Annotated in this window: 10 protein-coding genes and 2 pseudogenes; 6 read left to right on the forward strand and 6 right to left on the reverse strand. The window is 73.1% G+C overall.

All coding sequences use genetic code 11. From position 1 onward, the window contains the following. Both AB0399_RS36500 and AB0399_RS36505 read right to left on the reverse strand, forming a co-directional pair. On the reverse strand, positions 1–726 hold a 726-nt coding region (locus tag AB0399_RS36500; RefSeq protein WP_366414220.1), incomplete at its 3' end, for a serine/threonine-protein kinase. 391 nt (positions 727–1,117) lie between these two features. Continuing rightward, positions 1,118–2,872, reverse strand: coding sequence for a serine/threonine-protein kinase (locus AB0399_RS36505; protein ID WP_366414221.1), 1,755 nt, complete (start codon positions 2,870–2,872; stop codon positions 1,118–1,120). Between the two features lie 644 nt (positions 2,873–3,516). Here AB0399_RS36505 and AB0399_RS36510 point away from each other — a divergent pair. The 5 genes from AB0399_RS36510 (at position 3,517) to AB0399_RS36530 (ending at position 13,368) form a co-directional block, all read left to right on the forward strand. Beyond that, entirely contained in the window at positions 3,517–6,960 is a 3,444-nt protein-coding gene (locus tag AB0399_RS36510) for an FtsK/SpoIIIE domain-containing protein (protein ID WP_366414222.1), read from the forward strand. A 443-nt stretch (positions 6,961–7,403) separates the two neighbouring features. Next, positions 7,404–8,747: a carbohydrate ABC transporter substrate-binding protein gene (locus tag AB0399_RS36515; RefSeq protein ID WP_329369034.1), complete on the forward strand. Its 1,344-nt coding sequence runs from the start codon at positions 7,404–7,406 to the stop codon at positions 8,745–8,747. 171 nt (positions 8,748–8,918) lie between these two features. Next, on the forward strand, positions 8,919–10,199 hold the full coding sequence (locus AB0399_RS36520; RefSeq protein WP_329369032.1) for a sugar ABC transporter permease: 1,281 nt from the start codon (positions 8,919–8,921) through the stop codon (positions 10,197–10,199). After that, positions 10,196–11,194, forward strand: coding sequence for a carbohydrate ABC transporter permease (locus AB0399_RS36525; RefSeq protein WP_366414223.1), 999 nt, complete (start codon positions 10,196–10,198; stop codon positions 11,192–11,194). The genes AB0399_RS36520 and AB0399_RS36525 overlap by 4 nt, the downstream gene beginning before the upstream one ends. A gap of 194 nt (positions 11,195–11,388) precedes the next feature. After that, positions 11,389–13,368, forward strand: a complete 1,980-nt coding sequence (locus AB0399_RS36530; protein ID WP_366414224.1) for a protein kinase — start codon at positions 11,389–11,391, stop codon at positions 13,366–13,368. Between the two features lie 114 nt (positions 13,369–13,482). Here the strand turns inward: AB0399_RS36530 and AB0399_RS36535 are convergent, their stop codons facing one another. From AB0399_RS36535 to AB0399_RS36545, 3 genes are all read right to left on the reverse strand, one after another. Next, positions 13,483–18,453 (reverse strand): NAD-glutamate dehydrogenase, encoded by a 4,971-nt coding sequence (locus tag AB0399_RS36535; RefSeq protein ID WP_329369025.1) that lies wholly within the window; start codon positions 18,451–18,453, stop codon positions 13,483–13,485. Between the two features lie 267 nt (positions 18,454–18,720). Next, on the reverse strand, positions 18,721–19,374 hold the full coding sequence (locus AB0399_RS36540) for an HAD family hydrolase (RefSeq protein WP_366414225.1): 654 nt from the start codon (positions 19,372–19,374) through the stop codon (positions 18,721–18,723). 65 nt (positions 19,375–19,439) lie between these two features. Beyond that, positions 19,440–19,946: a hypothetical protein gene (locus AB0399_RS36545; RefSeq protein ID WP_329369022.1), complete on the reverse strand. Its 507-nt coding sequence runs from the start codon at positions 19,944–19,946 to the stop codon at positions 19,440–19,442. 160 nt (positions 19,947–20,106) lie between these two features. On the opposite strand from AB0399_RS36545, the pseudogene AB0399_RS36550 reads away from it, so the two are divergent. Then, a pseudogene (locus tag AB0399_RS36550) lies at positions 20,107–20,622 on the forward strand (Rv3235 family protein); the annotation flags it as partial. A 24-nt stretch (positions 20,623–20,646) separates the two neighbouring features. Here AB0399_RS36550 and AB0399_RS36555 read toward each other — a convergent pair. Further along, positions 20,647–20,777: pseudogene (locus AB0399_RS36555) on the reverse strand (6-phosphogluconate dehydrogenase); the annotation flags it as partial.

The following is a 20,777-nucleotide window of genomic DNA, read 5'->3' on the forward strand; positions in this document are numbered from 1 at the left end:
GTCGTCGCCGGCCGTCGACACGAACGGGTCGACGAGCTTCGTGTAGTCCGTGCCGCCGGACGTGCCGGAGGACGTGGCGGACGTCGCGGGCGACGAGCCGGCCAGCAGTTCGTAGAGCACGGTGGCCAGGGCGTAGATGTCGACGGACGCGCGCGGCGGCAGGCCCTCGATGATCTCGGGGGCGAGGTAGTCGGGGGTGCCGATGATCCGGGTCGCGCGGGTGCGGCGCGGGGTGTCCACGAGGCGGGCGATGCCGAAGTCGGTGAGCAGCGCGGGCGGCGCGCCGCCGGGGCCGGGGACCGCGGCCGAGTCGAGCAGCACGTTCTCGGGCTTGACGTCCCGGTGCACGACACCGCCCGCGTGGGCGGCGGCCAGGCCGTCGGCGACGTCGGAGGCGATCGCGACGGCCGCCTCGGGCAGCAGGCGGCGCTCGCGCTCCAGCCGGGAGCGCAGATCGGTGCCGCGCACCAGCTCCATCACCAGGGCGAGGTCGGTGCCGTCGACCACGAGGTCGCGGATGCCGACGATGTGCGGGTCGTCCAGCGACAGCAGCGCGGTGCGCTCCTGCACGAACCGGCCCACCAGGTCCTGGTCGGAGGCGAGGTCCTCGCGCAGCAGCTTGATGGCGACCGGGCCTTCGGGTCCCTCGCCGAGCCACACGGTGCCCGCCGAACCGCGCCCCAGCACCTGGTGGGCGGTGTACCGGCTGCCGATCTTCCTGGCCAAGGCTGCTCCGACTCCTCCGACGGTCCGCCGCGTTGCCGAGTGTCGGGGGCGTCGGGTGGGACCGGGACGCCGTGGGGCACCGCGTGATGGCTCGTGTTGGCGACAAAGCTACGCGGCTCGACGGCTGTTCGGGACGCCCCCGGCCGGTGAGGAGGCGTTCTGCCGGAGAAATCACCCTCTGGAAGTCGACAAATCCCCAACCCAGGAGGCGAATCGGGTGGATGCGGGCCGTCCCGAGGGTGCGGCGGGGCACCCTCGGGACGGGCAAGGTCGGGCCGGGACGGGCAGGGTGAGGCCGGGTCAGGCCGAGCCGAGCCGGGACGGGGTGCGGCGGGACGGGGTACGGCGGGACGGGGTGCGGCGGGACGGGTGCGGCGGGCTTTCGGAACGGTCAGTTGCCGCCGGAGCCGCCACCGGAGTCGCCGGTGATCGCGGAGATCTTGTCCCACGCGGTGTTGACCCAACTCGACGTCGCGTCCCACAGGTTGCGGGTGCTGTTCACCCAGTCGGGCAGCGGCGTGGTGTACCAGACCACGACGAAGATGACCACGAGCACGAGGATCACCATCAGGCAGCCCTTCAGGCAGCCCAGGCCCGGGATCTTCATCGGGTTCGCGCTGCGCCGCGGCTCGCGCGGCTCGTGCCCCCGCGCGGGCGCCGCGGGCGCGGGCGGGCGCTGCGGTTCGTACCGCTGGGGCTCGTAGTTCTGCGGCGGCGGCTGGTAGCGCTGCTGCTGAGGCTGGGGCCGCTGCTGCTGGGGCTGCTGCTGCGGGTAGCCGTACGGGCCGGCCTGTCCCGGGTTGCCCTGCTGGGGGTACGGCCGGGCGCCGCCGTACTGCTGCGGGGGTTGCGACTGCTGCGGGGGCTGCTGCTGCGCCCTGCGCACCGGGCGGCGGTAGAGCGGGTCCATCTCCGGCGGGACCTGGCGGACCTCGGTCTGCTCGTTGCGGTGGCGGGCGGCGCTGAGCTGGGACTCCCACGGGTGCGGGCCCTGGGCCTGCGGCGGGCCCTGCGCCTCGGAGGCGGGCAGGACGCGGGTGCCGTCGGCGGCGCCGGCCACACCCGCGGCGTCAGCCGCGTTCGCGGCATCGGCGGCGTCCACGGCCCCGCGGTAGCGGTCCGCGTCGAGCACTCCGGTCGTCGCGTTCGGGTCGTACGCCGAGCTGCCGGCCGGCAGCACCTGGGTGGGTTCGGCGTCGCCGAAGGCTCCGGCGGCCGCGGGGTCACCGGTGCCCGGCACCAGCGCCGGGTCGGCCTCGGGGCCGAGCAGCGCGCCTACGCCGAGTGCCGCCTCGGCCTGCGCCGGGCTGGCGTGCACCCCCACGCCCGCGGCGACCACCCGCAGCGCCCGCGCCAGGTTCTCCGCGCTGGGCCGCTGGTCGGGGTTCTTGCGCAGGCAGCGCTCGATCACGGTCCACAGCGGCTCCGGCACGTTGCCGGGGCGCTCGGCCTGGTCGGTCATGTGGGCGTGCAGCACCTCCAGCGCGGAGTCGCCGCGGAAGGGCGCACGCCCGGTGACCAGCTCGTACATCAGCACGCCGGCGCCGTACACGTCGACCGCCGAGGTCTGCGGGCGGCCCTGCGCGGACTCCGGGGCGACGTAGGCCGGGGTGCCCACGAACTCCTGGGTGCGGGTCACCCCCGGGGAGTCGGCCAGCCGGGCGATGCCGAAGTCGGTCAGCATCGGGTGCATCCGCTCGGCGCCGTCCTCGCCGGTGGTGGTGGCGAGCAGCACGTTGGCGGGCTTGAGGTCGCGGTGCACGATGCCGTCGGCGTGGCTGGCGGCGAGCGCGTCCGCGACGGCCGCGGTCAGCAGGGCGGTGCCGATCGGGCTGAACGGGCCGTTCTCCCGCAGGTAGCGGTGCAGGTCGGGGCCGTCGATCAGGTCCATGACCAGCGCGAGCAGGTCGCCCTCGACCACGAGGTCACGGACCCGGACGATGTGCGGGTGCCGCAGCCGCAGCAGGGCGGAGCGCTCGCGCAGGAAGCGCATCACCACGTCCGGGTCGCCGGCCAGTTCCTCCTTGAGCACCTTGACCGCGACCAGGGTGCCCTCGTCCTCGCGCACGCGGGCACGCCAGACGGTCCCGGTGGCGCCGCGTCCGAGCGGTTCCTCCAGAAGGTATTTGCTGCCTACCGGCCGCACGTCATGCGCTCCCTGCTGCGTGATGGTCTTTCCCGGTCCGGCCCAGCGTAGAGCCTGCCGCCGCCGGGTGCCGGATTCCCAGGTAGACGCTGCGCCGCGCCCCAACGGTTGCGCCCCCAGCTGTGGCTCACCACCACGAAAGACGCTCACCCCCCAGGGGCGCGTGGGGGTACCTCCCAGGCGAAGCTCTGGGGGAGAACTGCGCGACCAGCCACTCACCGGCCGATGGTCCCGGCGCACCCACCGCAGGGGGCAGGGCCTGCGGCCCCAGCACGCCACAGCAAGCCGCGCCGTACCCCGAGCCCCCCGCTGTGGCTCACCATCGCGGAAAACGCTCACCCCCCAGGGGCGCGGGGAACTGCGCGACCAGCCACCCACCGGCCGATGGTCCGGCGCACCCACCGCAGGGGGCAGGGCCTGCGGCCCCCGGCCGCACCAACCGCACCCCGGGGAGCCAAGATCGTCGGGGCGGGGGCGAACTGTCACCGAGGGGTGGGAGGATGCAGGGGTCAAGTCACCGCGTACGCGCGTCCGTCGAGCCACTGCGCGCGTGACCGCGTAGGTGTACGTCGAGGTGCGGGCGCGGGCGGGGAGCATCTTCCCTGCGCGTACCCGGGCCACGGGGAGAAGGGACCGCGGACGAGATGCAGATCCGGCTGACCGTCCTCGGGCCGCGCGGCAGCGGCCGGGCAGCCCGCGGCTGTGACGTGCTCGTCACCGCTCCCGCGGGCACCGCGCTGAGCACCGTCGCGGGCGCCCTGGCCTCGGCGGCCGGCTCCGCCCAGCCCGGCGGCCGCTCCTCGGGCAGCTCCGTGGTGCTGTACGCGGGCACCGGCCGGCTCGCCCCCACCGCGGTCCTCGGCGTCCCGCCCCTCGTGGACGGCGCGCTGATCTCCCTGCACGCCCCTGCCGAGCAACAAGGCGACCACGGCCAGTACGGCCGCTTCGGGCAGTACGGCAGGCCGCCCGCCGACCTCGCCACGCTGCATGTGGTGGGCGGTCCCGACGCGGGCGGCGTGCACTTGCTCCAGGGCGGGCAGGCGGGTGTCGGCCGCTCCGCCGACGCGGACGTGCCGCTCGACGACCCCGACGTGTCACGGCTGCACTGCGAGATCGCGGTCGGCCCCGACGGCACGGTCACCGTCGCCGACCTCGGCTCGACCAACGGCACCACGCTGTCCGGCCGCCCGGTCGGCACCCACCCGCTGCCGTTCCCGCCCGGCGAACTGCTGCGGATCGGCGAGTCCACGCTCCGCCTCACCCGGGCCCGCCCGGCCGCTCCCCCGCCGCTGTCGACCGCCGTGGACAGCGAGGGGCACCTGCGGGTGGCGCCGCGCGGCGGGGACGGCGGGCCGGAGAGCGGCGCGGAGCCGGGGACCCGGGGTTCGGCCCGCGCCGGACGTCCGACCGCAGGACCGGGGCCGTACGAAGAAGTCCGCGGCGACGATCCGCACGGTGCTCCGACCGGTGCCGGCCGGGGGGCGCCGGACGGTGACGCCGTTCCCGGCGGCGCCGACGGCGACGGCCACGGGGGCTACGGCGGCTTCGCCGGTGACGGCGGCGCCGACGGTCACAGCGACCACAGCGGCCACAGCGCCCACGACCGCGGCCCGGAGACTCTCGGGGGCGCGGCGTGGCCGCCCGCCGAGCCACCCGCCGTGGACAGCTCCCGGCGCGCCACCGGCGAGCGGAACCGCCGCGACCTCGACGAGCCGCCGCGCGCCGGGGTCGTCGGCGCCATAGGAGCGTGGGCCAGGCGGCTGGCCGGCGGTCGCCAGGCGCCCGACGACGCCGGGCCCGAGACGGCTGCGGACGACCCCGCCGCCGCGGAGGCACTGCGCGAGCGCTGGCCCGACCCGGCGGCGGTCCTGCTGACCGCGCTCGGCCCGGGCCGCCGGCTGTGGGAGCGCGCCCCCACCCACCCGGACGCGCTGACCGTACGCCTCGGCACCGCCGACCTCCCGGCGCCGGACGGCACCGGGCTGCTGCGCGGCGCCCCGTACACCGTGGACCTGCGGGCCCCCGCCACCTCGGCGCTGACCCTGGCCGGTCCCCGGCCGCGGCTGGCCGGGCTGGCCAGGGCGGTGCTCGCGCAGCTGTGCGCGCTGCACTCCCCCGCCGTGCTGGAGGTGGTGCTGGTCAGCGCGGACCGTACCCGGGGCGCGGACGAGCGCACCGAGGAGTGGTCCTGGCTGAACTGGCTGCCGCACCTGCGGCCCGCGCACGGCCAGGACTGCCGGCTGCTGCTCGCCTTCGACCGCGACCAGGCCGAGGCCCGCACCTCCGAGCTGGTCCGGCGGCTGGAGTCCGGCCCGCTCGGGCCCGGGTGGGCGACCGCGCCGGAGTCCGCCGTCACCGCCGCCGCGGCCCGCCACGACGGCCCGTACACGCTTCTCGTCCTCGACGGCGACCCAGGTTCCGCGGCCCTGCGCGACGCCCTGACCCGCATATCGACGGCCGGACCGTCGGCCGGCATCCATGTGCTGTGCCTCGCCGAGACCGGTGAACGCCCCGCCGTCCAGGGCGGCGTGGTGGCCCACGTGTCGGGCGACGTGGCGACCACGCTGCGGTTGGAGGCGGCCCCGGGGACGTACGGCGCGGGGGCGGGTGCGGGCACGTACCCGGCGGCGCCGGTGGACGGCACGATAGTGCTGGACGCGGTGTCCGCGGTGTGGGCCGAGCACTTCGCGCGGGCGCTCGCACCTCTGCGGGAGGCCGACGCCGGATCGGTGGACGTACCGTCACGGCATGTGCTGCCGACCACCGTTCGGCTGCTGGACGAGCTCGACCTCGCGATCGCGACGCCCGCCCGGATCGCGGCGCGGTGGGGCGAGGCGCCCGGGACGGCCGGGGGTGCGGCCGCGGTGATCGGGGTGGGGGCGGGCGGCCGGGTGGCCGTCGACCTGGTGGCCGAGGGGCCGCACGCGATCGTCGGGGGCGCGCCCGGCGCGGGGAAGACGGAGCTGCTGCGTTCGCTGGTGGCCGCGCTGGCGGCGGCGGACCGGCCGGAGCGGCTGGCGTTGGTGCTGGTGGACGGGGCCGGGGCGGAGCGCGGTGAGGGGTTGGCCTCCTGCGCCGACCTGCCGCACGTCTCCACGCATCTGGTGGCCACGGACCCGGTGCGGATGCGGGAGTTCGCGCAGGCGCTGAGCGCGGAGCTGAAGCGGCGGGCCGAGGTGCTCGGCGGCGAGGACTTCGCGGCGTGGCACAGCAGGGGCGCGATGACGGGGATGGTGCCGCATCAGGGCGGGCGCAGGGGAGGTCAGGGCTCGGCCGACTCCGCGACCGGTGCGGGGGGTTCGGCCGCCGGTTCGGCCGGCGCCGCGAGTTCGGCCGGCGCCGCGGGTTCGGCCGGCGCCGCGAGTTCGGCCGGCGCCGCGAGTTCTGCCGGCGCCGCGAGTTCTGCCCGTTCTCCTGGTTCCGCCGGCTCCGCCGGTTCCGCTTCGGCCGGCTCCGGGCCGGGTGCCGCCGCGCGGCCCGTGCCCGTACTCCCGCGCCTGGTCGTCGTCGTGGACGACTTCGACGCGCTCGTGGCACCGGGCCTCGGCAGTCCCGGACGGCCGTCCGCGGGCAGCGTGGTACGGGCGCTGGAAGCGGTGGCGCGGGACGGCGAACGGCTCGGCGTGCACCTCTTCGCCGCGACCGGCCGCCCCGAACGCACCGCGGGCACCGACACCGACGAACGGGCCCGGCTGCGGATAGCGCTGCGGACGGCGGACCCGGAGTCGGCGGCCCTGCTGGTGCACGTCGAGGACCCGGCGGGGCTGGACGACGCCGTGCCCGGGCGCGGCTATCTACGGCGCCCCGGCGGCGCGGTGACGCCGTTCCAGGCCGCCCGGGTCAGCGCGCGCATCCCGCGTACCGCGACACTGCGGCCGACCGTCGTGCCGCTGGAGTGGGAGCGGATGGGTGACCCGCCGGCGCGCCGCCAGGTCCGCGAACTCGGCAACGGGCCGACCGACTTGGCGCTGCTGGCCAGCGCGCTGCAACGTGCCGCCGAGACGCCGCCGGAGGAGCCCGCGCCGCGCGGCGCGCGCCAGGCGGCCGCCGCCACCGCGCCGGCCGCGCTGATCCAGCCGCGGATCTAGGGCGGGGAGGCGGCCGGGCCCGGAAGGCGGCGCGGCCCGGAAGGCAGCGCCGCAGGGGCGCGGCGCGGACACGGCACCGTGCGGATCGGACACGGCGCGGGACACGGCGCGGCCGGGCGCGGCGCGGCAACTCCGACCAAATCCCTTGCCAGGGGCCCCGTTCCGGCGTTCGCCGAGGCCCGCGCCGGCACGTTCACCGAGTGGTTCCGCACGGCTTTCCGCCCGGACCTGACGGTCCGTCCGTACCTGCCCCCGAAGGGTTTGATCCAAGATCACGGCATAGTCACAATGACCCCCGCAAGCCCGCGTAAGACCTTGCGAGCGCTGTCGCGACGGGCGTAGGACAGTCGCCACGGGACTGAGGGGATGACGACATGCGTACCTTAAAGCGCACACACACCAAGCACGCACGACGGAGCACTACGCGCATAGCGCTCGCCGCGGTGGCGGTGTCGGCGCTTGCGCTCACCACCGCGGCGTGCGGCGGGGGCAGCGGCAAGAAGGACGATGCCAAGAACACGTCGTCGGCGTCCTCCACGGGGAGCGGGAGCGACGGAAGCGAACTGAAACTGCCCGACCTGCACGGCCAGAAGCTCGAAGTCGCGGCCGTGTGGACCGGCCCCGAACAGAAGGCGTTCCAGAAGGTCCTGGACCAGTTCGACAAGCTCACCGGCGCGAAGTCCACCTTCGTACCGACCGGTGACAGCCAGTCGACCTTCCTCGGCACGAAGATCGAGGGCGGGCAGCCGCCGGACGTCGCGTTCCTCGCCCAGCCGGGCGTGCTGCACCAGTTCGCCGACAAGGGCTGGCTCAAACCGCTCGGCCCGGGCGCGCAGGCGCAGTTGAGCAAGAACTACTCCAAGGGCTGGCAGGACCTGGGCGCTTGGAAGGGCAAGCAGTACGGCGTCTACGCCAAGGTCGCCAACAAGTCGCTGATCTGGTACAACTCCAGCGCCTTCAGCAACGCGGGCGCGACCGTGCCGAAGACCTGGGCGGACTTCCTGAAGACCGCCGAGACCGTCTACGAGTCCGGCACCCCGGCGGTGTCGATCGGCGGCGCGGACGGCTGGACCCTCACCGACTGGTTCGAGAACATCTACCTCTCGCAGGCCGGTCCGGCGAAGTACGACGCGCTCACCGCGCACAAGATCAAGTGGACCGACCCGTCGGTGAAGACCGCGCTGACCACGCTCGCCCAGCTCTTCGGGAACAAGGACCTGGTCGCCGGCGGCACGTCCACCGCGCTCGCCAACGACTTCCCGAAGTCGGTCACCCAGGTGTTCAGCGGCAACCCGCCGAAGGCCGCCATGGTCTACGAGGCCGACTTCGTCGCGTCGTTCATCTCCGCCAACACCAAGGCGAAGGTCGGCACGGACGCGAAGGTGTTCCCGTTCCCGGCGGTCGGCAACGGCAAGGCGCCGGTGGTCAGCGGCGGCGACGTCGGCGTGGCGCTGAAGGACAACGCCGGCGCGCAGGCGCTGCTCACGTATGTGGCGTCCACCGACGCGGCCAAGATCTGGGCGTCCAGCGGCGGTTACCTCTCGCCGAACAAGGCGCTGCCGTTCTCGGCGTACCCGGACGCGACCGAACGCACCATCGCCCAGGCGCTGATCGGCTCCGGTGACGACTTCCGGTTCGACATGTCGGACCAGGCGCCGGCGGCCTTCGGCGGCACCAAGGGCCAGGGAGAGTGGAAGGACCTTCAGGTCTTCCTCGCCAAGCCGTCCGATGTGGCCGGCGTGCAGGCCAAGTTGGAGTCCGACGCGGCCAAGGCGTACGGGAGCTGAGGTCGGATGACTGACGCCTCTGTTCCAGGGGCGGGCGGTCCGGTCGGAGCGGGTGGCGGCATCTCCGGTGCCGTCCCCGTTCCGGCTGGTCCGGGTCCCGTCGGGGGGTCCGCCACGGACTCCGTCGAGGGGCCCGGCTCCGGCCGGCGCCCCGGCAAGCGCCGCAGTGTCATGGGCACCCGCCCGTGGATCGCCGCGCTCTTCCTGCTGCCCGCGCTGGTCCTGCTGGGCGCGCTGGTGGCGTATCCGATCGGCTACACCGTCTACCGCAGCCTCTTCAACGCCAACGGCGACTCGTTCGTCGGGCTGAAGAACTTCGGCACGGTCTTCACCGACCACGGCATCCTCACCGCGGTCCGCAACAACGCGATCTGGGTGGTGGTGGCGCCCACCGTGGCGACCGCGCTCGGCCTGGTCTTCGCGGTGCTCACCGAACGGGTCCGCTGGGGAACCGCCTTCAAGCTGATCATCTTCATGCCGATGGCCATCTCGATGCTGGCCGCGGGCATCATCTTCCGGCTGGTGTACGAGCAGGACCCCTCGCGCGGCGTGGCGAACGCCGTGGTGGTGGCCGTGCACGACACGTTCACCAGCAACTCCGCCTACCCGGGGGCACGTCCGCGGCCGGACAGCGACCTGAAGCCGACCGCCGGCGGGTCGTTCACCTCCACGTCGACCGCGAGCATCGGCACGTCGGCGGACCTGCCGCTGGTCGGCATCCCGCCGACCGAGCTGCCGTCCAACGCGAAGCAGGCCAAGCCGGCTCCGGCGAAGCCGGGTTCGGTGACCGGCACGGTGTGGCTGGACTTCCGGCCCGGCGGCACCGGCAAGCCCAATGTGATCGACCCGGGCGAGAAGGCGCTGTCCGGGGTGAAGGTGGAGGCGGTCAAGGACGGCAAGGTGATCGCCTCGGCCAAGTCCGGCAAGGACGGCACCTACGCGCTGCCGGCGAAGGCGGCCGGTGCCCAACTGCGGCTGCCCGCCTCGAACTTCTCCGGCAAGTACAACGGCATCAACTGGCTCGGCCCGGATCTGGTCACCCCCTCGATCATCGGCTCCTACGTGTGGATGTGGGCCGGTTTCGCGATGGTGCTGATCGCTGCGGGGCTCGCCGGGGTGCCACGCGAACTGCTGGAGCAGGCCCGGGTGGACGGCGCCGGCGAGTGGCAGGTCTTCCGCCGGATCACCGTGCCGCTGCTGGCCCCGGTGCTGGTGGTGGTGATGGTGACGCTGATGATCAACGTGCTGAAGATCTTCGACCTCGTCTACATCATCGCGCCCGGCAACACCCAGTCCAACGCCAACGTGCTCGCCCTCCAGCTCTATCTGTCGTCCTTCGGCGGCGGCAACGACCTGGGCGTGGGCAGCGCGATCGGCGTGATCCTGCTGCTGCTGGTGCTGCCCGTCATGATCTTCAACATCCGGCGGCTGCGCAGGGAGGGACGGCGATGAGCGCGGATGCGACGGATGAGGGCGCGATCGCGGGAGCGGGTACGGGTACGGGTGCGGCCGTGACGGGCGCTCCGGGCGCGGCGGCTCCGAGCACGGCGGCTCCGAGCGCGGCGTCTTCGGGCGCGGCGTCTTCGGGTGCCGGCCGGCGCGGGATCGGGGCGCGGCTGGCCGGCGCCGCGAGTGGCGGGCTGCTCCGGCTGGTCCTGCTGGTGGTGGCGCTGTTCTGGCTGATGCCCACGATCGGGCTGCTGCTGTCCAGCCTGCGCAGCCGGCAGGACATCGCGGCCACCGGCTGGTGGAAGGTCTTCACCTCGCCGACCCAGCTCACGGTCACCAACTACCGTTCCCTGCTGGACAACCACGCGATCACCAGTTCGCTGTGGAACACCGCGCTGATCACCGTCCCGGCCACCTTGCTGGTCGTGGTGATCGGGTCGCTGGCCGGCTACGCCTTCGCGTGGATGGAGTTCCCCGGCCGCGACTGGTGGTTCATCGGGGTGGTGGCGATGCTGGTGGTGCCGGTGCAGGTGGCGCTGGTCCCGGTGGCGAAGCTCTTCGGCAAGATCGGGATCTTCGGCGACATCTCCGGGGTGGTGCTCTTCCACACCGCCTTCGGACTGCCGTTCGCGATCTTCCTGCTGCGGAACTTCTTCGCGGAGATCCCGCGCGAACTGCTGGAGGCCGCCCGGCTGGACGGCGCCGGCGAACTCCGGCTGTTCGCCCGGGTGATCATGCCGCTGGGCGGCCCGGCGATCGCCTCGCTCGGCATCTTCCAGTTCCTGTGGGTGTGGAACGACATGCTGGTCGCGCTGATCTTCGCGAACAGCGACTCGCAGCCGATCACGGTCGCCCTCCAGCAACAGGTACGGCAGTTCAGCGACAACATCGACATCCTGGCGCCCGGCGCCTTCCTGTCGATGGTGGTCCCGCTGGTCGTGTTCTTCGCGTTCCAGCGGCAGTTCGTCTCCGGCGTGATGGCGGGGGCGGTGAAGTAGCCCCAACCCGGCGCCCGTTCGCCCGCCCACCCGGCGGGAGAACGGGCGCCGTCATGCCCGCACGGCTCCCGTTCCTCGCCGCCCGCGGCTTCGTACGTCACCGAAGTGCCCCGAACCTGAACCGAGTTGACGACGTGGCCGATACGGGAAGGGCGCCCTCGGTACCATCAGGCCGTTTCGACTATCCAAGGGGGGTGCCCGACATCGCCGGCCACGACGACGGACACATGCACGGCAACGGACCCGCGTACGGCGGGGCAGGCGCGTACGGCGGGGCAAGTGCGAGCGGCGGTACGGCCGGGCGCGGCGGGGAAAACCCGGACCAGGGCGGCCAGTTACGCCCGCTCGGCCCGCAGGACCCGCGCGAGCAGGCCGGCTACCGGCTCGTCGCCCGGATCGGCGAGGGCGGCATGGGAACCGTCTACCTCTCGCACACCCGCGGCGGGCAGCCGGTCGCGCTGAAGCTGATCCGGCGCGAGTACACCCGCGACGAGGAGTTCCGCCGCCGCTTCCAGCAGGAGGTACGCGCCGCCCGGCAGGTACAGGGCTACCACGTGGTCCCGGTCGTCGACCACGACACCACCGGCGACCAGCCATGGCTGGCCACCACGTTCGTGCCGGGGCTGCCGCTCAACGAGGCGCTGGCCCGGTACGGCGCCCTGCCGCTGCCGACCGTGCTCCAACTCGTCGGCTGTGCCGCGGAGGCGCTGCGCGCCGTGCACGCGGCCGGGATCATCCACCGCGACCTCAAGCCCAGCAACGTCCTGCTGGCCGCCGGCGGGCCGTGGGTGATCGACTTCGGCATCGCCAGGGCCGCCGACTCCACCCAGCTCACCCGCAGCGGCGGTCTCATCGGCACCCCGCAGTACATGTCCCCCGAGCACGCCAACGGGCTCGAACTCACCCCGGCCGCCGACCTGTTCTCGCTCGGCCTGATCGCCGCCGTCGCCGCCACCGGCCGCCACCCCTACGGCGACGCGGGCGCCATCACCCTCGCCACGAAGATCGCCAACACCTCCATACGACCGCCGGAACTGTCCGGTTACCCCGACGTGCTGCGGCCGGTGCTGACCCGCTGCCTCACCGCCGACCCCGCGGTGCGGCCCTCCCCCGCCGAACTGGCCGAACTGTGCGCCCACGCCGCCGGCCGCTCGCTGCGGGACTTCACCGACTGGCTGCCGCAGCCGGTCGCGGCCGAGATCGTACGGCGGGAGGCCGCCGCCAAAAACCCGCCGCAGCCGGAACCCGTCTCCGGGCCGACCGTGCCGGACCCGCCAGCCTTCGCACCGCCCGGCTCCCAAGCCGGGCAGCCCCCGGTCCCCCCGTTCGCGCCGCCCACCGGGTTCGGAGCGGGCCCGGGCGTGCCACCGAACCACCCGGGCGCCGGCGCACCCGGTTCCCCCGGTGCGAGCATCCCGGGCGCCGGGCAACCACCGGCCGGCTACGGCCCGCCGAACGCCGACCCCGAGCCCGACACGCGGCAGGTCCCGACACCCGGCGGCCGTGCCCACAAGCTGCTGGTGATCGGCGGCGGCGCGCTCGCCCTGGTCCTCGCGGTCACCCTGACCTACGCCATCACCCGGTACACCAGCGACAACGGCCATTCCTCCGCCGGCCCGGACCACGCCACCTCGGCGCCGGCCACCCACTCCGGCGGCTCGCCGTCCACCGGCACGCCCAGCAGCCCCGCGACCGCACCGGCCACCAACACGGCCACCACCCCCGGCGGCGGCTCGGCCGGCGACGGCGGCTACCAGGTGATCTTCGCTGACCGCTCGCTGACGGTCCGCCCGCCCAACTCCATCGACCCCGGCCCCGACGTCGACCTCGACACCCCGCTGGTCGACCCGAAGCACAGCCTGTCCAGCAGCCAGGTCGAGCTCAACTACGGCGACGACTACCTGACCTTCGACACGCCCACGGGCAAGTCCGCGAGCGCGTCCCCCGTGGCCTGCCGGGAGGCCGCCGAGGCCAACCCGCTGCCGGGCCAGGTCCAGGCGAGCGACCTGGTCGGCGACGACCCGTTGATCAGGACCGGCGACCGGCTCTGCACGGTGACCACCTCCGGCCACCTCGCCATGTGGCTGATCACCGGCACCACCCCGAGCGAGAACTACTACAAGACCCCCGTCTACACCGGCAAGCTCACCTTGTGGAAGATGCCGAGCCCGTAAGGCCGCGGGGCGGGAGCGGGGGCAGGGCGAGCGCGGGTCAGAGGCGGAAGCGGGTCAGAGGCGGGTGCGGGCGCCAGATGTCGGGCGCCCGCCCCCTCGAACCTCAGTCGGACCTCAGTGGTGCGTGCGCAGCAGCGTACGGAAGGTCCGCATCGCCACCGACAGGCTCGCCAGGTCGAACTCCTCCGAACCCTGGATCTCCTCCAGCGTGGTCCTGGCCCGGGTGACCAGACCGGAGTTGCGCTCCTCCCACGCCTGGTAGCGCTCCTCCGGGGTGGCACCGGCCTCGCCCGCGCTGAGCACGTCGGCGGTGAGCGCCGCGTGCGCCGCGAACAGGTCCTCGCGGATCGCCGCCCGCGCCATCGACTGCCAGCGGTCGTCCCGCGGCAACTGGATGATCCGGTCCAGCAGTTGGGTGATCCCCAGCCGGTCGGCGAGGTCGAAGTAGATCTCGGCGACGTCCAGCGGCTCCTTGCCGGCCCGCCGCGCCACATCCACGATGTCCAGCGCCGGGAACACCGAGGAGAACCCGGCCACCCGCGTCGCCAGCTCGTCCGGCACCCCGGCGGCCGTCAACTCGTCGTGCAGCGTGCCGTACCACTCCAGATCCGCGCCGCACAGCAGCTTCGGCAGCCGCGACCACACCGCGGTGACGCCCTCACCGAAGAACTCGATGGTCTCGGCGATCTGGAGCGGCTGCATCCGGTTGTTGAGCAGCCAGCGGGTGCCGCGCTCCACCAGCCGCCGCGAGTGCAGCCTGATCCGGGTCTGCACATCGGCCGCGACCGTGTTGTCCAGCGCCTCGACCGCGTCCCAGATCGGGCCGAGGTCGAAGATCGCCCGGGCCGCGGTGTGCGCCCGCACGATCTCCTCGGTGGTCGCGCCGATCTCCTCCCGGAAACGGTGCAGGAAGGTGGTGCCGCCGGTGTTCACCGTGTCGTTGACCAGCACGGTGGTGACGATCTCGCGGTGCAGCGCGTGGTTGTCGATCTGCGTGGCGAAACGCTCCCTCAGCGCCACCGGGAAGTACGCGTGCAGCAGGGACCGCAGATACGGGTCGTCGGGCAGCTCGGTCTGGATCAGCTCGTCGGCCACGGTGATCTTGGCGTAGGCGAGGATGACGGCCATCTCCGGCTGGGTCAGGCCCACACCGGCCGCGGACCTCTCCCGGATCTGCCGGTCGGTGGGCAGGAACTCCAGCGCCCGGTCCAGCCGGCCGTCCCGCACCAGCCGCCGCATGAACCGCTGGTGCGCGTGGAGCAGGCTACCGGCCTGCGCCATGCTGTTGGCCAGCGCCACGTTCTGCGCGTAGTTGTTGCGCAGCACCAGGTTGCCGACGTCGTGCGTCATCTCGGCGAGCAGCGCGTTGCGCTGCTTGACCGTCATGTCGCCCTCGGCGACGGTGCTGTTGAGCAGCACCTTGATGTTGACCTCGTGGTCGGAGGCGTCCACGCCGGCGCTGTTGTCGATCGCGTCGGTGTTGATCCGGCCGCCGGTGCCGTCGGGGCCGCCGGAACGGGCGAACTCGATCCGGCCGAGCTGGGTGAAGCCGAGGTTGCCGCCCTCACCGACCACCTTGACCCGCAGGTCGGTGCCGTCGATCCGGATCGCGTCGTTCGCCTTGTCGCCGACGTCCGCCTGCGTCTCGGTCGACGCCTTGACGTAGGTGCCGATGCCGCCGTTCCACAGCAGGTCGACCGGGGCCTTGAGGATCGCCTTCATCAGCTCGGCGGGGGTGAGCTTCGCCGCCTTGGACTCGATACCGAGCGCGGCGCGGACCGCCGCGCTGACCGGGATCGCCTTGGCCGTGCGCGGGTAGATGCCGCCGCCGGCCGAGATCAGCGAGGAGTCGTAGTCGGCCCAGGAGGAGCGCGGCAGTTCGAAGATCCGGCGCCGCTCGGCGTAGGAGGTGGCCGCGTCCGGGTTCGGGTCGAGGAAGATGTGCCGGTGGTCGAAGGCGGCCACCAGCCGGATGTGCTCCGACAGGAGCATGCCGTTGCCGAAGACGTCGCCGGACATGTCACCGATGCCGACGACCGTGAAGTCCTCTTCCTGCGTGTTGTGGCCGGTCTCCCGGAAGTGCCGTTTCACCGACTCCCAGGCGCCGGAGGAGGTGATGGCCATCTTCTTGTGGTCGTAGCCGACCGACCCGCCGGAGGCGAAGGCGTCACCGAGCCAGAACCCGTACGAGACGGCGACCTCGTTGGCGATGTCGGAGAAGGACGCGGTGCCCTTGTCCGCCGCCACCACCAGATACGTGTCGTCCTCGTCGTGCCGGACCACGTCCTGCGGCGGCACCACCTCGCCGCCGACCAGGTTGTCGGTGATGTCGAGCAGGCCGGAGATGAACGTCCGGTACGAGGCGATGCCCTCCGCCATCCAGGCGTCACGGTCGACCGCCGGGTCGGGCAGCCGCTTGCCGACGAACCCGCCCTTCGCACCGACCGGCACGATCACGGTGTTCTTCACCATCTGGGCCTTGACCAGGCCCAGCACCTCGGTGCGGAAGTCCTCCCGGCGGTCGGACCAGCGCAGCCCGCCTCGGGCGACCTTCCCGAACCGCAGGTGCACGCCCTCGACCCGCGGGCTGTACACCCAGATCTCGTAGGCGGGGCGCGGCGCGGGCAGGTCGGGCACGGCCTGCGGGTCGAACTTGATCGACAGGTAGGAGTGCGGCTTGCCGTCCGCCGCGCGCTGGAAGTAGTTGGTGCGCAGCGTCGCCTTGATCAGGGTGAGGAAGGAACGCAGGATGCGGTCCTCGTCGAGGCTGGCGACCTGGTCGAGGGCTCCCTCCAGCTCCTCCAGGATGCCGTCGGTCAGTTCGCTGCCGGCCTTCTGGTGGTCGGGCGAGAGCCGGGCCTGGAAGAGGTTGACGAGCAGCCGGGTGGTGTGGACGTTCGTCCGGAGGGTGTCCTCCATGTAGTCCTGGCTGAAGGTCGAACCGGCCTGCCGCAGGTACTTCGCGTAGGCGCGCAGCACCATCGCCTGCCGCCAGTCCAGCCCGGCGCGCAGCACCAGCGAGTTGAAGCCGTCGTTCTCGGCCCGGTCGGTCCAGGTCGCGGCGAACGCCTCCTGGAACCGCTCGCGCGCGTCGTCGCCCAGATCGCCGAGCGCGGGGTCGAGGCGGAGCCCGAAGTCGTAGACCCACGCCCGCGAGTTGTCGACGCGGCGCAGCTCGTACGGGCGCTCGTCGACCACCTCGACGCCGAGCCGCTGCAGCACCGGGAGCACCGCGGACAGCGACACCGGGGCGCCGGTCCGGTAGATCTTGAAACGGCGCTCCTCGGGGGCGGCGGAGACCGGTTCGTAGAGCGAGAGGGTGAAGTCGTCCTCGCCCAGGCTCTCGATGTGCTGGAGGTCCGCGACGGCGACCCGCGGGGCGAAGTCGGCGCGGTACCCGTCGGGGAACGCGTCCGCGTAGCGGCGACCGAGTTCGGCGGCGCGCTCCTCGCCGCACTCGGCGTTGAGCGCCTCGGCGAAGCCGTCGGCCCAGGACCGGGCGGCGGCGGCGAGGCGGTTCTCGATCCGTTCGACATCGGAGTCGTTGAGCTCGGGGAGCCGGCTGCCGGGGTTGACGCGGATCACGAAGTGCAGCCGGGAGAGCACCGACTCGGTGTTCCAGGCGGTGAAGTCGACGCTGAGGCCGCCGAGTTCCTCCTGGAGGATGTGGGTCAGGCGCAGCCGCACCGCGGTGGTGTAGCGGTCCCGCGGCAGGTAGACCAGCGCGGAGTAGTACCGGCCGTACTCGTCCTGGCGCAGGTAGAGCCGGAGCTTGCGGCGCTCCTGGAGGTACAGCACGCTGGTGACGATGGAGCGCAGCTCGTCGACGCCGGTCTGGAACAGCTCGTCGCGCGGGTAGGTCTCCAGGATCTGGAGCAGGTCGCGGCCGTCGTGGCTGCCGGCCTGGTATCCGGAGCCCTCGAGGACCTCCTCGACCTTGCGGCGCACCACGGGCACCCGGCGCACGGACTCGGTGTAGGCGCTGGAGGAGAACAGCCCGAGGAAGCGCCGCTCGCCGATCACATTGCCCTCGGCGTCGAACTTCTTGACCCCGATGTAGTCCAGGTACGACGGGCGGTGCACCGTGGAGCGGCTGTTGGCCTTGGTGAGGATCAGCAGCCGGTGCTCGCGGGCCTTCTTGCGGGCGTCGGCGGGCAGCCGGCTGAAGGACGGCGAGGTGGGGTGGCCGGGGTGCCCGGGGTGGGTGCCGTCGTTGTGCGGGTGCTGCGGGTCGGAGCGCAGGATGCCCAGGCCGGTGCCGGGCACGGCGACGAGCACGTCCTCGCCCTCGGTGTCGCCCGCCCCGTCGGTGTCGGTGGTGAGTTCGTACTCGCGGTAGCCGAGGAAGGTGAAGTGGTCCTCGGCGAGCCAGCGCATCAGCTCCCGCGCCTCGCCGGTCTCCTGCTCGGGCAGCGGCGGCGGGGAGGCGGCCAGTTCGTCGGCGATGGTGAGCGCGGCCTGCCGCATCTTCGTCCAGTCCTCGACGGACTCGCGCACATCCGACAGCACGCGGCGCAGATCGGCGGTGATCTCCTTGATGTCGTCCCGATCGGTCTCCCGGTCGATCTCGACGTGAATCCAGGACTCCACCAGCACGTCGTGCGGCAGCGACTCGCCCTCGGCCGCCGAGGCGTATCCGATGACCTCGATCAGCTTGCCCGCGACATCGCGGCGGACGTGGAACTGCGGGTGGACGACCACGTGGATCGCCCGGTTGGCCTGGGTCAGCGCGTTGGTGACCGAGTCCACCAGGAAGGGCATGTCGTCGGTGACGACCTCGACCACGGTGTGGCTGCACTGCCAGCCGTTCTGCTCCACCGTGGGGGTGTGCACCCGGAGGTTGGCCGTGCCCTGCGGGCGGTTCTCCGCCAGGCGGTGGTGCGACATCGCGGCACCGTAGACGTCGACCGGGTCGCGGTCGATCAGGTCCTCGGGTGCGCTGTGCAGGTAGTAGCGCTGGAGAAACGCGGTCAGCGCCAGCGCGTCGAGCCCCTGGCCGGGGGGTCCCCCCGCCGGGCTGTTCTCACCTGCCAGAGCCGCCCGTTCGAGAAGCGCCGCCTTGGCTTCGTCCAGCTTGGTCTGCATGTCCTCTGACTCCTGTCGCGCGCCATTGCGTGACGTCGGTTGATGGCACGACGTACCGCGACGCGGGGTTTCCGCTACGGGACGACGCTATGCCGGAAAGGAGGCTCGTCGTGCCCGTCAGCACGCGATGCCCCCGGAGCACGGATCAACAGTGATCACGCCCGCCAGGCTATCGTCCCGGCCGGGGTGGCTGTCATGCGCCGTCTTCGTACAAATGCACCACACACGTTTGGCCCGAATGGACAGAAACCGGGGCTCCTGTCCAGGTCAGCTCGCTATTCGCTCGGCCAGCTCGACGGCCTCGGCGAGGCTGTCGGCGACCGGCACCCCGGCGGTCTCCAGGCTCGCACGGCTGTGTGAACCGCCGGTGTACAGCACCGCGAACGCGCCCACGTGGGCGGCGGCGGCCGCGTCGTCCAGGGCGTCGCCGATCACCACGACGGGGCGGCCGTCGAGGCCGTCGAGCGCGGCCAGGTGCCGGGCCATCTGGCCGGACTTCCCCTCGCTCGCCGCTCCGCTGCGGCCGTCGATCCGCACGAAGTGCCCGCTGATGCCGTGGGCGGTGACGAACGGCAGCAGTTGCTGGGGCGTGGCGAGCGAGCACAGCGACTGGGTGAGGCCAGACGCCTGCCGGGACGCCAGCAGTTCGGCCGCTCCTTCGGCGAGGGCGCACTGCTCGGCCAGCCGCAGGTAATGCCGCTCGAAGCCCGCGTCCAGCACGGCCCACTCCTCGTCCGAGGGCAGCCGGCCGAGCAACCGCTCGTAGAAGAGCGGCACGGGGACGCAGTACAGCTCGCGGTACCGCTCGGCGGTGATCAGCGGCAGGCCGAGCTCCGCGAAGGAGGCGTTGGTCGCCCCGACCACCGCTTCGATGTCGTTGAAGAGGGTCCCGTTCCAGTCCCATACGAGGTGCGCGTTCACACCAAGAACGTTACTCGCGCACAGCGACAGCCCGTTTCCGGCCTGTGGATAACTTCCGTGCGGGGTCAGCCGATCAGGTGGGGAATCTCCTGCGTCGCATACCACAAAAGCTCGTGATCCTCGGCACCGTCGACGGTGAACTGTGCGTCCTCGTCCCCGGCGTCCACCGCGCCCACCGCGTCGGCCGCCGCCGCCACGTCGGACTCGGCGTCGTCGGCGTCCACATGCACCGCGGCCGCCTCGGCGAGTCGCACCGCACCGGCCAGCCGCACCTCGCCGAGCGCGGCGGGATCGAGGCCGCGGTCGGGGTCGTGACGCACCGCGCCGTCGGCCACGTCGACCGCCACGACCACGCGCCTGCGCGGCACTTCGGGCCGCACGGCCAGCATCCGCAGCGACGCCTGAGCGGCTCGGGTCAGCGCCGCGTACTCGAGTTCCTCGATGTCGTCGGAGACGTACCACTCGCGCAGGCTCGGTGTGACCGCGAAGGCGTCCAGCGGGGCCGGACCCAGCTCGCCCGCCTTGTACGCCTCGGCCAGCCCGGCGAGGGTGGTGGGAATGTAGACGCGCATGGCGTGAAGCATACGGGTGTCACCACCTTCACAGGTGAATCTCTCCCGTCCGACGGATTCCCCCCGGACGGCCGCCCGGCCGCTTGCCCGTGATCCCTGCCGCCGCCTACAACCACCCCATCGACCACCGGAAACGATCTTTGGGGAAACAGCCATGCGCATGACGCCCACGAACCGAACGAGCACCCGCGCCACGGCCCGCCCGGCCACCCGCGCGACACCTCACGCGGCGCCCCATCCGACCGCGCCGCACCCGGCAGCCCGTCCCGCGCCGGCACCGCATCCCACGGCGCCGCGTCCCGCACCGCCGCACCCAGGCCGCCGCCCCGCCGCCGGCACCGCCCCGCCGCGCCGTACCGACCCGCGCCGCCCCACGCCCCGGCCCGGGCCCGCGGCTCGGCCCGTACCGCCGCACCTGTGGTTCGCCGAGCGGCTGCTCGACGTCCTCACCGGCCGCCGGCCACTGACCTCCCTCGCCGGCCGGGTCAGGGACGAGGCCTACCAGCGGCTGTGGAAGCTGCACGCCGAACGCGCGGACTGGCGGCGCCGCGCCCGCGGCCGTACCCCGTACGTATGCCGCTGCCGGGTCTTCCCCACCGCGGGCGGCGCGCTGGAGGTGACCGCGGTGGTCGCCCTGGACGACGACGTGGTCCGGGCGATCGCCTTCCGCCTCGAACCCGGGAACGCCGACTCAGGACCCGGCTACGGCCGCGCCCGCTGGCACTGCACCGACGTCGGACGGGCCGAACTCCCTTGCCAGCAGCGCTGCTTCGGCGGGGGCGATAGTGCTGGTGTTGAGCACGAGCGTGTCGGGGCGCAGCGACGCGCGGA

Source organism: Streptomyces sp. NPDC088194 (assembly GCF_040702025.1).
GTDB lineage: Bacteria > Actinomycetota > Actinomycetes > Streptomycetales > Streptomycetaceae > Actinacidiphila.

Excerpts from the sequence above, each read along its gene's own strand:
- AB0399_RS36535 (WP_329369025.1), bottom strand. The coding sequence starts at position 18,453 with ATGCAGACCAAGCTGGACGAAGCCAAGGCGGCGCTTCTCGAACGGGCG.
- AB0399_RS36510 (WP_366414222.1), top strand. The coding sequence starts at position 3,517 with ATGCAGATCCGGCTGACCGTCCTCGGGCCGCGCGGCAGCGGCCGGGCA.
- AB0399_RS36545 (WP_329369022.1), bottom strand. The coding sequence starts at position 19,946 with ATGCGCGTCTACATTCCCACCACCCTCGCCGGGCTGGCCGAGGCGTAC.
- AB0399_RS36525 (WP_366414223.1), top strand. The coding sequence starts at position 10,196 with ATGAGCGCGGATGCGACGGATGAGGGCGCGATCGCGGGAGCGGGTACG.
- AB0399_RS36520 (WP_329369032.1), top strand. The coding sequence starts at position 8,919 with ATGGGCACCCGCCCGTGGATCGCCGCGCTCTTCCTGCTGCCCGCGCTG.